The organism is Pseudomonas tremae, assembly GCF_001401155.1.
In the GTDB taxonomy this organism is placed as follows: Bacteria; Pseudomonadota; Gammaproteobacteria; order Pseudomonadales; family Pseudomonadaceae; genus Aquipseudomonas; species Aquipseudomonas tremae.
On sequence record NZ_LJRO01000252.1, the window covers coordinates 1 to 12,776 of the forward strand.

A 12,776-nucleotide genomic window follows, 5' to 3' on the forward strand; every position below is an offset into this window, starting at 1 on the left:
CAGCACGCGATCGCGCCAGTCTTCGAGGGTCAGGTTTTTTTCGTCTTCATGTGGGCCGTAAGGCAGGGTCCACCAGACTTTCTGCTCGACCTTGCCGCTGGCGTCGATGCGCATCCAGCTGGCTGGCGGAAGTTTTTCGACACCGGCCAGCAACGTGCGCGGTGCAGGCACCACAGCATGGAAGTTGAGGTAATGATTGAGCGCCACCGGATCAAGCATCCCGCTGATGTCGCCGCCCTTGAGCAGGGCTGGCAGCGAGGACGCGAAGCGCAGGCGCTTGTCGGTCTTGGACAGGTACAACGGCTTGACGCCGAGGCGGTCACGGGCGATGAACAGCTGCTTGCTGTCGCGCTCCCAGATGGCAAAGGCAAACATGCCATTGAGCTTGGGCAGCATGTCTGCGCCCCACGCGTGATAACCCTTGAGCAGTACTTCGGTGTCGCCACCGGAATGAAACTGATAGCCAAGGTTTTCCAGCTCGGCGCGCAATTCCGGGAAGTTATAAATAGCGCCATTGAAAGCCATCGACAGGCCAAGGTTGCCGTCGATCATCGGCTGCGCCGAGCCGTCCGACAGGTCCATGATCTTCAGTCGGCGATGACCAAGGGCAACTGGCCCCTGGCTGTGAAACCCCCACGCATCCGGGCCGCGAGGCGCCAGCTCATGGGTAATTCGTTCAACCGCGGCGAGGTCCGCTGGTTGATGGTCAAAACGTAGCTCACCTGCTAATCCGCACATAAGTCCTTACCGGGTTTCCGTTGGGGAGGTGACTGAGGAAGTGCAGTCACCCAGAAACTGACCTAGCAAGGGCGGGGTAGTTTTAGATCAAAAAGTTATAAGCCTTTGAGATTGGTCCCTTGCTGTAGCCCGGCGTGTGCGACTGGACCTATCAGAATTGCCAGTGATGGGTCGATGGCCGGGCAGCGCATGATTCAGCCAACGACACCCACAGCTACCAAGAAGGGGGATGTGCAATGGATGTAAACACTTGGGTTTCGATGAGAGAAATCAACTCTGAGCGGGACTTGGTCGCAGGGGAGAATTTGCAGGTCACTCTTGTCGATACCGCGACGGGGGAGCCGGTAGAAACCGTGCGGTTCTCCCCGACGCCTGCGGTAGGGCAGTACAACTGGACGAAAGCTTTCGCAGATTACATCAATGCCACGGCTACGCACCTGCGTGCAGGCGTCCAGCAGACCGACGGGACATTCGAGACCGAGCACAGCAGTTATTTGAATAAAATATGGACAGACTCAGCGAGTGCCCGAGTTGCGCTTACCAGTGCGTGCCGTTTCAGTCAGTGGTCGGATCTTTATACCGTCAATTCGGTAGGCGCGTTGCCTGAAGGCACAACGATCACCTGCCGTCTTCTCAACAAGTCGACAGGCGATGTCTACCAGACCGTCCAATGCCATATCCCGATTGAGCGTTTGGGAAAATATTGGTGGCCTGCCTATTTGAGCGAGACGATAAACAGCAGAGGAGAGTTATTACGTGCCGGAGAAAAGGATAACGCCCAGAAAACGTTCGTTCCAATTGGCAGCAGTTTTCGTAACCACCTTTGGGCTCCGGCCGGATTACCGCTGACGCTTGAATTCGATTTCGGCTTCTCGCCAGCCGCATTGGCAAGTGCCGCGCAGGTATTCAAGCGTCTTAGTGATCAGATACCGAAGTCTATTCCGTCTCAGAAGGACATAGACGCCTGGTTGACTGGTTTTTCTGACGGTAAGTTTCGAGACATCACCTACCCCGCGCCAGGTTCGACAGTCGGGGATATCAGTGGGCTCAATCTGCATCTGGACAGGGCCTTCAGAATCGCCTGCTATCTTTTCAGTCAGGCAGCTGCATCGCCTGCGCATTATCTGTCTCATGCGCTGGCAGCACTGAACTTTTACGCCCGGCAGGGCTACAACATCAGTTGGTGGAATCGACAGATTGGCCTTGCCAAAAAGGCTGGCCGCGCGGCTGTACTGCTCGCCAAGCATTTGACCGGCTCAGAGCTGATTGAGCAGTTCATTCCCTACGCCATGAAGACTACAAACACGTATGCCTACACCCAGACTGGCGCCAATCTGGCTGACTTTGCGTCCGTTCAGATTCTGTGGAGTGTCAGCGCGTGGAAGAACTCCGGGCAGGGCAACTATTTACTGTATCTGCGTGCTGCGGCAGATGTGCTGTCCGGACTGTGCCTGCCAGTCGAACGCGAGGGCAAGGAGCATGGAGAAGGGGTAAGCGTGGATTACGCTATCAATCAACACAATGCCCGTAATGGCAGTCAGTACTGCATGCAGCTCTATTCAGGATCCTATGGAGCTGAGTTGTTGAACAGAATAGTTGAAGGTTCTGCGGTGCTGGTTAACGAGTTTTCACTTACAACGACTGCACTGTCTGAGTTGGTAAATGTTGTGGTGGAGGGCATGGGCTGGATGGGTTACGCCAGCCATATGGATTTTCACGTCAATGGTAGGGCGATCAGTCGCGGTATTGCTTTCAATGCTCACATTGCGAAATGGGCTGAAGCACTGTTGCCCGTAGCTGATACTGCCAACAAAGAAGCACTTGATGAACTGATTCGACGCACGGGTGGCGATGAATCGAAAAATCAGCACTACAGAGGTGGACGTCTTTTTTGGGTCAATGACTATCTGGCCCATATAGGCTCGCAATACTGTGTGTGGGCCAAGGCGATTTCCACTCGTACAGTGGGTGGAGAAAGTGGCAATGGCGAGAATCCGAAAGGTTATTACATGGGCGCTGGCACTTATTTTCTGAGTCATCACGGCAAGGAGTATGAGGGAATCCAGCCTGTCTGGGACTGGCAACGTCTGCCGGGGACGACGGTCGAGCAAGTTGCGGATTTCAAATGGCCCAATACTGATTGGGGGGTAAACATGTGGGGATCTCACGACTTTGCAGGAGGCGTGAGTGATGGAAAGAGAACCGTTCTGTCCATGGAGTTGTCCAGAAAAAACGTGACTCATGCCTATAAGACAGTCATGGCGACCGATGATCGTGTGACCTGCCTGGGGACTGGAATTGATACTCGCTCTGCCGTGTTCCCGGTGGTTACCTGTGTTAATCAGTGCATTGCGCGCGGTCCGGTGAGGTACCTGACGATCGACGATCATGAGCATGCACTTGAACAGGGTTCGCTGACGGCTGACAATATCCGAGCGGTTTATCACGATGGTTTCGTCTATACGCTTGGTTTTTTCTGGTCTCGCCCCAGCGTGACTATCGAGGTGAAAAACCGAAGTGGTGCGTGGTCTGACATTAATATCAACGGCTCCCCCGATACCGTGACACTGCCGGTTTTTTCGCTTTGTATCAATCATGAAAAAGGTGAAAACGGCTTTTACCACTATAGCGTCAGTCCTTCAGAAGATCTCTCGGGCAAGGCGCTCCTGGCAACAGCTAGCGTACTCGAAGCCGGCATTGCCGATGTGCACATCGGGGCCGATGGCGAGGCTGTAATGGTGAGTTGTTTCGATGTGGAGTCAACGCGCAGAGGTGTGCAGGAAGCCAGCCATGGCCTCTATCCGGAACAACCTTGCGTCTATATTGCAGAACTACAGGACACGCAGGTTAAATTGACTTGCGCCGACCCCACGCAAACCTTGGAAAACTTGTCATTTGTCGTCAAGGCAGATGAACAGGGCACGCCATTGGTGCGGCTGGTAGTCAGCCTGCCGCAAGGTGATGAACGAGGGCGCTCTGTGACGGTTAACTTCCTGATTGATTAGTTGGTATCCGCGAGGAGACGTGACGGGAATCAATAGCCCGTCATCTCCAGATACCCGACTCCCACCTGACTACCGCTGAACCTCACCGGCCCTTCCCAGTAGGGAATACTTGTGCCCATCCAGGCCTTGGGGTTCAGCGCTTCGGTGGTAATGCTCAGGTTTTTGCCAGGTATGCTGATCGCCCAGCGAGTGGGTACCTGATGGTCACCGATCGAGGTGGTGTCGAGTGGTTCAAGGCTGATTTCATTGGCGTGCAGCAACGTTGTCGTGCCATCGGCGCTGATCCAGTTGCCGGTCAGGTAGGGCGTGCCATCCTTGTGGCGGATGCGGTAGAGCATCAAGCGGTCGCCATTGGCCAGTTGCAGGGAGAACCAGTCCCAGCCGCTCTGGTTGGCGGTCAATGGCTGACTGCTCCATTCCCGGTCCAGCCAGGCGTTACCGGTGACCTGATAGGTTTTTCCTTCAATTGCCACACTACCTTTGGCGTCGAAGAAAGGCTGGCTGTAATAGTAGGAAGCCTGGCCTGCTTCGGATTTCTGGCTGTAGCCCTTTTCGCCCTGTAACACCAGCGGCTTACTGGAGGTCAGGTGCAGGTCGTAGCGGAAGTCCTTGCCGCTGGCCTTGAGTTGCATCGAGGCGAGCGGGTCTGCGGTTTGAGCATTGCTGGTGAATGCCCAATCGTCGATCCACGCCGAGAAGGGCGCCGACGTCACGTTTGCCTGGCCGACTCCACCCCGTGCGTAACGCTCTGCCACGTAATGGCCGCTGCTCGATGTGGCTGCTGCGTGGCCCAGCCATATCGTGCCTTCATTCCAGCCACTGCCGGTGTGTGTGCCGGGTCGCAGGGCGCTGCGGAACAAGGTCCACTGCACACCGAATTGGCGGCCTGCATCGTCCTTCAAGGTGGCTGTGATGTACCACCATTCGATGCGAAAGCCGGGGTGCTGGCCGTGGTCCTCGGGGAATGAAAAGACCTTGCCTGGCGTGACCTGCGTGTATGCGTCGGCTTCATTGCCAAGCCCGGCGAAGCCGCTTTCGGGTTGCTGTTTGTCATCGCAGGCCGCGAGTAGCACCGCGACCGCCAGTGGCATCATCCACTTAATGTTCATTGGCGAATGTCCGCAGTAAATCCGCAGGTCGGCTGCGGTACAGCTTCAGCAGCGGCCAGGCTGAGGCCAGTAAAGTCGCCAGCATCGCCAGCGCCATGAGTTGCAGCAGTTGCATCGGAAACACCTGCAACGGCAGGCGCCAGCCAAAGGCCCGAACGTTGATGACCGCGTCCAGACACCATGCCAGCATCAGGCCCAACGGCAGCGCGAGCACCAGGGTCAGTACCGCCAGCAGCCAGGTCTGCCCCAGATTGAGCAGCATCAATTGCCGCCGCGTCACGCCCAGAGCCCACAACGGTGCGAGCTGTCCTAGGCGGCTCTGGCTCTGGGTCAGCAGGCTGATGAACAATGCTATTCCGGCCACGCCGAGTGTCAGACTGTTGAGCGCAGCGGTGGCCGCAAACGTGCGCTCAAACACCTGGCTGGACCAGCCTTTGAGCTGGCTCTGATCAATGATGTGGTTGTCGTCCAGCGTGAAGTTGTCCTGCAATCTGCTGATCAGTGGAGGCGTCGCCGCCCGGTCGATCCTCAGGTTGAAGCGAACCGGCGTCAGTTGCGGCCAATGAGTGAGCAGGTGTTTTGAGTTCACCAGCAAGTGGCCTTTGGGATTGCCGTAGTCGGCGTAGATCCCGACGATACGCACAGGCCACTGACCGTTGGGTATCGGGATGTTCAGCGTATCGTCCAGCCGCGCACCGAGACGGCGCGCGAGCTGTTCGCTGAGCATTACGCTGTCCTCGTCACGCAACAGATCCCACGGATCGCCCGCGACGGATTCGAGCAGTTTCCAGTGCTGGCGATAAGTACTGTGATCGATCACGCCAAACAGATCGGCGGGCCAGCCCTGGACCTGTACCGGCACCTGCCAGTTAGGCAGCACTGCGCTGATATCCGTTTGCTGGTTCAGCCAGGTTTGCAAGGGTTTGGCCTGCGCCGGATCTTGTGGGCTGACGTACAACTCGGCAGTCAGGCGTTGCTCCAGCCAGCTGTTGAAGGTCTCCCTAAAGCCCGATGTCATGCTGCCTGCGCCGATATTGGCAGCCATTGCCAGCAACAGCGCCATCAGCGCCAGGCTCAACGCTGGCAATTGCTGACGGCAGTCGGCGAGAAACCATTGTCCCAGCGCCGAGCGACTGCGCCGTAGCAGGCTGCCGAGCATGGCATCCAGCAGCACGGGAAGGCCCAGCGCAGCACTGAGCAACAGCGCGGACATCATCACAAAACCCAGCATCAGCGTGTTGCCGAACAGCAAGGCCGCCAAGGCAACTGCTGCTCCTATTGCCGCCACCCAGGCTTGCCTGCGCAGCCAGCGCGCATGGGCCTGTTGCCAGGCTTGGGCATTGGCGAGCGCCAATAGCGGCAGCCGTGCGGCGCGCAGCAGGCTGTTGGCACCGGCCAGCAACGCGCCAAGCAGGCTCAGGCCTATTCCGCTCAGCCACCACCATAGGCTCAGATTCAATTGACCGGCGACTTCAGCCCCGTACAGGCCTCTCAGGCTGGCCGCGACATCCGGCAGCAGCATACTGGCCAGAAAATAGCCGCTGACCACGCCAAAAATGCCGCCCAGCAAAGCCAATGCGCCCAGCTCAACGCTCAGCGCGGTAATCAGCAAACGAGCGCTGACCCCGCAGGCGCGCAGGTTGCGCAGCAGGCCCCGACGCTGTTCCAGTGCCAGGCCAATGGCGGCATGGACGATGAACAGCCCGACGATGAATGACAGCACACCCAGCGCATTTAGATTCAGGTGAAAGCTTTCGGTCAGACGCTCGAGGTTGTTCTCCTCACCGCTTTTCCTGATCACCAGCAGGTTGCTCAGGGCGGAAGGAAGCGTGGGGCTGCGGGCTGCAAAGTCCTTGGCCAGCAGCATGCGCGACAACTGTCCGGGCTGGCCCAGCAATGCTTGTGCAAAGCCGATATCTGTGAGTAACACGCCCGGCGCCATGTCTGGCTTGGCGCGCAGCGGAGGCAGCGCGGAGCCGTTTTCGGTCAGCGGCTGCTGGCCTTCCTGCAGCCCCAATGCCTGCAGCGTCTGCGGCGCGATCCAGGTCATGCCCGGTGGCGTGAGGAAGTCGACGATTTGGTTCGAATCCAGTGTTTGCCCGGCCAGTGCCGAGCCTTGGGGCAACGTCACCGGCTCGATGCCCATCAGTTGCAGACGACTGTCTTGCGCGTCCTTGAGCACGATGCGCCCTTGCAGCGCGGGCGACACCGGCCAACCTTCACGGCGCAACTGGATGAACAGGTCCTGAGCAAACAGTCCGCCGCCGGTCGCTGTAATGCTGGTCTGCGGTTCGCCGCCGATCAATTGGCTGGCTCGCTGGTAGCTTTCTCGCGCCTGACTGTTAAGCGCCTGTACGCCGGTCAGCAACGCGGTGGCCAGCCAAAGGCCCGTCAGCACGCTGAAAAACTGCACTGGATGCCTTCGCCAATGGCTCAGTAACGCACGCAGGGTCCAGTAGAAAACCCGCATCTCAGCGCTCGCCTTCGGTTGCCAGGCGACCATGATGCAACACCACCTGTCGCGCCAGGCGTTCGGCGACTCGCGGGCTGTGGGTGACCATCAGCAGGCTGGTGGTGCTGTCACCGAGCAGGTCCAGCAGCAGTTGCAGCACTTCGTCACTGGTGGCTTCATCAAGATTGCCGGTGGGTTCGTCGGCCAGCAACAGGCCTGGCCGTGAAGCGAGGGCGCGACCGATGGCGACACGCTGCTGCTGGCCGCCGGACAACTGTTCAGGGTAACGGTCAAGGAGCTCGCCGAGCCCGAGTCGCTCGGTCAATTGTGCCTGCCAGACGGGGTCGTGACGCCCTGCCAGTCGTGCCTGGAACGCCAGATTGTCAGCTATTTTCAGGCTGCCGATCAGGTTGAACTGCTGAAACACCAGGCCGATTTCGGTACGTCGCCAGTTGGCCAGCTGGCTTTCGCTCATCAGGTCCAGACGCTGGCCTGCGACCTCGATAGTGCCGCCATCGACCTGATCCAGCCCCGCCACCAGATGCAACAGCGTGCTTTTGCCACTACCGGACTCACCCATCAACGCCAGGCTCTCGCCCTTCTCAAGATGCAGATCAACACCCCGCAAGACATTCAGTGGTCCTTGTGCCGTGGTGTAGCGCTTGGTTACGTTTCGCACTTGCAGCATGTGTGGCTCAACTGTTCTGACTGAGTTCAAAGAGTAGCGCCTGAGCGCGTGCGCGTCGCGGCAGATGAGAATATCGTGCGACGCCCCCCATCGTCATGTCGTTCAGAACACTCTGCGTCCTGCTTTCGACGTAGAGCCTGGAGAGCTGCATTCCCGCGCTGAAGCGCAGGGAACGATAATCTCAACCATTGCGCGGATGCTCCACGTTAGTCCTGCTTTTCAGGCCTATCAGGGCTTGTGTATAACGCTTCGCATTGGCATGGGCACCATGAAGCTACTTCCCGCCACCGCGAATAATCCCGCGCAGGGCAAAGCGGTTGGGGTGGCACGCCTCGGCTACGCTGCGTGGCAAGGGCAGGGGCTCGTTGTCGACCCAGGCGGCGATCAGTTCGGCCGACAGCGGTGCCGTAATCAAACCGCGTGAGCCGTGGCCGCTGTTGACGTACAGGCCGTCCAGCCACGGGCAATCTATATCAGGTACTTGCCGTGCATCCTTGCCCAGCGCCGCGTATGCCTGCATAAATGCTTCGCGATCGGCCAGCGGGCCGACGATGGGCAGGTAATCGGGGCTGGTGCAACGAAACGCAGCCCGACCGCGCAATTGCTGCGCAGGCATGTCCGCTGTCTCAAGGCGAGACGCCAGGTCTGCGGAAATTTCCTGCAGCAGTGTCAGGTTGCCTGCGTGATCCGCCAGATTGGGGGTGAGATCAATGCTGTTGAAATCAAAACTGGCCCCTAACGTGTGTTCGCCCAGCCGTGCCGGCGCGACATAACCTTCGGCGCACACCACGCTGCGCAATGCAGCACTTGCGTCGGTTTGCGCCAAGCTCGTGATCTGACCGCGAATGCGCTTGAGCGGCAAGTCGGCGCTCTGCGAAAACTGCTTGATGTCAGCCGCCCCTGCCAAAACTACAACGGGTGCGCTGTCGATCAGTTGCTCATCACCCCAAACCTGCCATTGATCATCGACACGCTTTAACGCCAGCGCCTGATGATGGGCGATCAGACGGATATTCGGGTGTTGTACCTGTGCCTGACACAACGCAGGCGGGTGGACCCAGCCGCCCTCGGGATAAAACAGTCCACCGCTGTCGAGCGCAATGCCGCTTTGCGCTTCGGCTGCGGGGCGGTCAAGCAAGTGCAACAGCGATTCCGGGAAGGCTTCGGCCAGTTGCTTCTGGCGCAGCGCCTCCTTGTCGTCGAAGGTCAGCTGCAGCACGCCGCAAGCGTCCCAGTCCACACCTCGTTGCAGGCGTTCAAGCAGCCTGCGCGTGTGACCAAAACCACTCAGGATAAGCTGTGACAGCGCCGTGCCGTGCGCCGACAGCTTCAGGTACAGCACGCCTTGCGGGTTGCCGGAGGCCTCCTGAGCCGGTGCAGCATGGCGTTCCAGCAGGCTGACCTGCCAGCCGCGTTGCGCAAGACTCTGCGCAGTTGCGCACCCAGCCAGCCCGGCGCCGATCACCAGCGCTTTGCGCTCCCGTGCAATCAACGCAGGGCGGGCGAACCAGGGTTTGGCGGCGGGGGGCGGCGTGACGCCTTCTGGCGTGGCAATGAACGCACCGCGCAGCACTTCCCACTTGTGGCCGATTCCCGGCACGCGCTTCATCTTGAAACCTGCCGCGTTCAGCGAGCGCCGCACCCAGCCGGTACTGGTGAACGTGCCGATGGTGGTGGCAGGTGCAGACAGCCGGGCCAGTTCGGCAAACAGTTCCGGGGTCCACATTTCAGGGTTTTTCGCCGGGGCGAAGCCATCGAGAAACCAAGCATCGATCTGCCCGTCCAGTTGCGGCAGCATCTGCAAGGCATCACCGATCAGCAGCGTCAGGGTGACACGTCCGCCATCGAAGACCAGGCGCTGAAAACCCTCATGTATCGCAACATATTGCTCAAGCAACGGCTGGGCGACGCTCGACAGTTCCGGCCATAGCGCAAGCGCCCGTTGCAGGTCGGCGCGGCTCAGCGGGTACTTCTCGACGCTGACAAAATGCAGCCGTGCATCGGCTGGCGCGCACTCGTTGAACAACTGCCAGGTACAGAGAAAATTAAGGCCCGTGCCAAAGCCGGTCTCACCAATCACCAGTCGCCCGCCAGCCGGTAACTCGGTGAAACGCCGCCGCAGGTCGTTTTGCACCAGAAACACATGGCGTGTCTCGTCCAGGCCGGATTCGGTGGAAAAATACACGTCGGAAAAGTCGCGGGAACGCGGGTTGCCGTGTTCGTCCCAGTCGATCTGGGCGTGGCGGGTAATAGTCATGTCGGGCTCAGCGGAGGCAGTGGCTGCATTTTAGCCGTCTGCGCGGATAAAAGTGCTATCAAGGCTGCGCGGATTGACCGATGCCCCTGATCAGTGGTCACAATCACCATTGGGGCGTTCATTGAGCCACCACCCATCAGGAGTTGTGCATGTTTGAATCTGCTGAAATCGGTCATGCCATTGACGATGAAACCTACGAGGCGGCCCTGCCCGAGTTGCGCGAGGCGTTGCTGGAAGCGCAAATAGACCTTCACGAGCAGGCCGGGCGGCAGATCATTGTGCTGATCAATGGCATAGAAGGCGCTGGCAAGGGCGAGACCGTCAAACTGCTCAACGAATGGATGGACCCGCGCTTGATAGAGGTGCGCACCTTCGACCAGCAAACCGACGAAGAACTGGCGCACCCGCCGGCCTGGCGGTACTGGCGACAGCTGCCGGCCAAGGGGCGCATGGGCATTTTCTTTGGCAACTGGTACAGCCAGATGCTTCAGGATCGTGTGCATGGCCGCTACAAGGATGCGGTACTCGATCAGGCCATCAGCGGTGCCGAACGCCTTGAAAAGATGCTCTGTGACGAAGGCGCGCTGATCTTCAAGTTCTGGTTTCACCTGTCCAAAAAACAGATGAAGCTGCGCCTCAAGACCCTCAAGGATGACCCGCTGCACAGCTGGCGCATCAGCCCGTTGGACTGGCAGCAATCCCGGACCTACGGCAAGTTCGTGCGCTTCGGCGAGCGAGTGTTGCGCCGCACCAGCCGCGAGTACGCGCCCTGGCACGTGATCGAAGGCGTGGACGCCAACTACCGCAGCCTGACGGTGGGACGCCTGTTGCTGGAGGGCATGCAGGCTGCGCTCAACAAGGTCGAACCCGAGCCCAGCGCGCTCACGGTCGGGCCGCTGGCGATCCACAGTGATGAACGCACGCTGCTCGACAGCCTCGACCTGAGCCTGCAACTGAGCAAGGACTACTATCAGGAACAACTGATCACCGAGCAGGCGCGGCTGTCCGGCAACATGCGCGACAAACGCATGAAGAGCCATGCATTGCTGGCCGTGTTCGAAGGCAATGACGCAGCAGGTAAAGGCGGCGCTATCCGACGGGTTGCCGCTGCACTGGACCCGCGTCAGTACGCCATCGTGCCTATCGCTGCGCCGACTCAGGACGAACGAGCGCAACCGTATCTGTGGCGGTTCTGGCGCCAGATACCGGCGCGCGGCAAATTCACCATCTTCGACCGCTCTTGGTATGGCCGCGTGCTGGTCGAGCGGGTCGAGGGTTTTTGCAGCGACTCGGACTGGAAGCGCGCTTACGCCGAAATCAACGATTTCGAAGAACAACTCACGGAAGCGGGTGTGGTGGTCGTCAAGTTCTGGCTGGCCATCGATCAACAGACCCAGCTGGAGCGCTTTCAGGAGCGTGAAAAGATCCCTTTCAAGCGCTACAAGATCACCGAAGACGACTGGCGCAACCGCAAGAAATGGCCTGATTACCGCCAGGCAGTGGGTGACATGGTGGATCGCACCAGCACCGAAATCGCGCCCTGGACACTGATCGAGGCCAACGACAAGCGCTGGGCAAGAGTCAAGGTACTGCGCACGATCAACGAAGCGCTGGAAGCAGCGTTCGCCAGAGACAAGAAGAAATGATCACGCGTTGCGTCTATTGATCGGCTGAATAAATGCCCGACTACGTGGCGGGTGGCGGTCACTGAGGCGCATTCGCCACCTGCAAGGCGATCGGCTGCGGGGCCGTCACATCGTCCGCTTGCTGGAAGTCGCCGTTCAGGAGTCGAGTCAGGTCCGTGTGGGCAGTTGTGTGTCTTTTTGGCAATGGAGCACGTGGCTGAGGCTCAAGCTCGGGCTGCGGAGTCTGAGCATTTGGGGCCATTGCCTCCACAGCCTGCAGGACCGCAGCGTAAAGAGGGTTCAGGTCGCGCATGGTGTTCTCCTTGAAAGCGGGCTGCCCGACTGGTTTCTGTCGGTTTATCAGCCTCGATCCGTTCAAGGCTTGCCCTGAAGCCTATGCGAGTTTGAACGCGCCCTCAGACGCTTTTCGAATAGGCACCATGCCCGAAAAGCAGCTGTTTCATGAGTGATACACGGTGGCGCTGATAGCGCTATTGGATCAGCGCTTTTGCCGCGTCTTTTGCCGGAGGATATAAATCGTGACCAGTACTGCACTGGTGAGCATGAACGCGCGCGCCCAGAACGATGGCACCAGGTAGCACGACAGGCCGATGCTGAACCACATCGTGCCGATTGCCCACACTTTGCCCTTGAGGGGAATGCCGTTGCCTTCGAGGTAGTCGCGAATCCACGGGCCAAGCTGCCGATGGTTGATCAGCCATTGGTAGAAGCGCGGGGAGCTACGGGCGAAACAGGCGGCGGCCAACAGCAGAAAGGGCGTAGTGGGCAGCACCGGCAGGAAAATGCCGATGACGCCCAGTGCGACGCTCAACCAGCCGACCGCTACAAGCAGATAGCGCACCCACCAATGACGGCTGGTGCGCAGTGAGCCTTGCGCCATA

8 protein-coding genes and 1 pseudogene are annotated in these 12,776 nt (G+C 59.1%); 2 read left to right on the forward strand and 7 right to left on the reverse strand.

Translation table 11 applies throughout. The features are described from left to right. Nucleotides 1-738: pseudogene (locus ALO43_RS15725) on the reverse strand (N-acetylglutaminylglutamine amidotransferase); the annotation flags it as partial. Between the two features lie 236 nt (nt 739-974). Here ALO43_RS15725 and ALO43_RS15730 point away from each other — a divergent pair. After that, nucleotides 975-3,743 (forward strand): polysaccharide lyase family 8 super-sandwich domain-containing protein, encoded by a 2,769-nt coding sequence (locus tag ALO43_RS15730; RefSeq protein ID WP_005889579.1) that lies wholly within the window; start codon nt 975-977, stop codon nt 3,741-3,743. Nucleotides 3,744-3,772: 29 nt separating this feature from the next. Here the strand turns inward: ALO43_RS15730 and ALO43_RS15735 are convergent, their stop codons facing one another. From ALO43_RS15735 to mnmC, 4 genes are all read right to left on the reverse strand, one after another. After that, nucleotides 3,773-4,852: a lipocalin-like domain-containing protein gene (locus ALO43_RS15735; protein ID WP_042932177.1), complete on the reverse strand. Its 1,080-nt coding sequence runs from the start codon at nt 4,850-4,852 to the stop codon at nt 3,773-3,775. Further along, nucleotides 4,842-7,322, reverse strand: a complete 2,481-nt coding sequence (locus ALO43_RS15740; protein WP_042932178.1) for an ABC transporter permease — start codon at nt 7,320-7,322, stop codon at nt 4,842-4,844. Before ALO43_RS15740 ends, ALO43_RS15735 begins: the two co-directional genes overlap by 11 nt. 1 nt (nt 7,323) lies before the next feature. Next, nucleotides 7,324-7,992 (reverse strand): ABC transporter ATP-binding protein, encoded by a 669-nt coding sequence (locus ALO43_RS15745; RefSeq protein ID WP_005889582.1) that lies wholly within the window; start codon nt 7,990-7,992, stop codon nt 7,324-7,326. Nucleotides 7,993-8,266: 274 nt separating this feature from the next. After that, a complete protein-coding gene (mnmC, locus tag ALO43_RS15750; protein ID WP_024690183.1) occupies nt 8,267-10,249 on the reverse strand; it encodes a bifunctional tRNA (5-methylaminomethyl-2-thiouridine)(34)-methyltransferase MnmC2/FAD-dependent 5-carboxymethylaminomethyl-2-thiouridine(34) oxidoreductase MnmC1 in 1,983 nt (660 codons plus the stop codon). A 149-nt stretch (nt 10,250-10,398) separates the two neighbouring features. Between mnmC and pap the strand changes: the two genes are divergently transcribed. Next, complete coding sequence (gene pap, locus ALO43_RS15755) at nt 10,399-11,895, forward strand: polyphosphate:AMP phosphotransferase (protein WP_024690184.1); 1,497 nt, start codon at nt 10,399-10,401, stop codon at nt 11,893-11,895. Nucleotides 11,896-11,953: 58 nt separating this feature from the next. Here the strand turns inward: pap and ALO43_RS15760 are convergent, their stop codons facing one another. Continuing rightward, nucleotides 11,954-12,187 (reverse strand): hypothetical protein, encoded by a 234-nt coding sequence (locus ALO43_RS15760; protein WP_054997778.1) that lies wholly within the window; start codon nt 12,185-12,187, stop codon nt 11,954-11,956. A gap of 186 nt (nt 12,188-12,373) precedes the next feature. Continuing rightward, nucleotides 12,374-12,775, reverse strand: coding sequence for a YbaN family protein (locus tag ALO43_RS15765; protein WP_024690186.1), 402 nt, complete (start codon nt 12,773-12,775; stop codon nt 12,374-12,376). Between the last annotated feature and the right edge of the window lies 1 nt (nt 12,776).

What these genes read in the sequence shown, in the direction of transcription:
- ALO43_RS15730 (WP_005889579.1), top strand. Translation starts at nt 975, where the DNA reads ATGGATGTAAACACTTGGGTTTCGATGAGAGAAATCAACTCTGAGCGG.
- ALO43_RS15735 (WP_042932177.1), bottom strand. Translation starts at nt 4,852, where the DNA reads ATGAACATTAAGTGGATGATGCCACTGGCGGTCGCGGTGCTACTCGCG.
- ALO43_RS15740 (WP_042932178.1), bottom strand. Translation starts at nt 7,322, where the DNA reads ATGCGGGTTTTCTACTGGACCCTGCGTGCGTTACTGAGCCATTGGCGA.
- ALO43_RS15745 (WP_005889582.1), bottom strand. Translation starts at nt 7,992, where the DNA reads ATGCTGCAAGTGCGAAACGTAACCAAGCGCTACACCACGGCACAAGGA.
- mnmC (WP_024690183.1), bottom strand. Translation starts at nt 10,249, where the DNA reads ATGACTATTACCCGCCACGCCCAGATCGACTGGGACGAACACGGCAAC.
- pap (WP_024690184.1), top strand. Translation starts at nt 10,399, where the DNA reads ATGTTTGAATCTGCTGAAATCGGTCATGCCATTGACGATGAAACCTAC.
- ALO43_RS15760 (WP_054997778.1), bottom strand. Translation starts at nt 12,187, where the DNA reads ATGCGCGACCTGAACCCTCTTTACGCTGCGGTCCTGCAGGCTGTGGAG.
- ALO43_RS15765 (WP_024690186.1), bottom strand. Translation starts at nt 12,775, where the DNA reads ATGGCGCAAGGCTCACTGCGCACCAGCCGTCATTGGTGGGTGCGCTAT.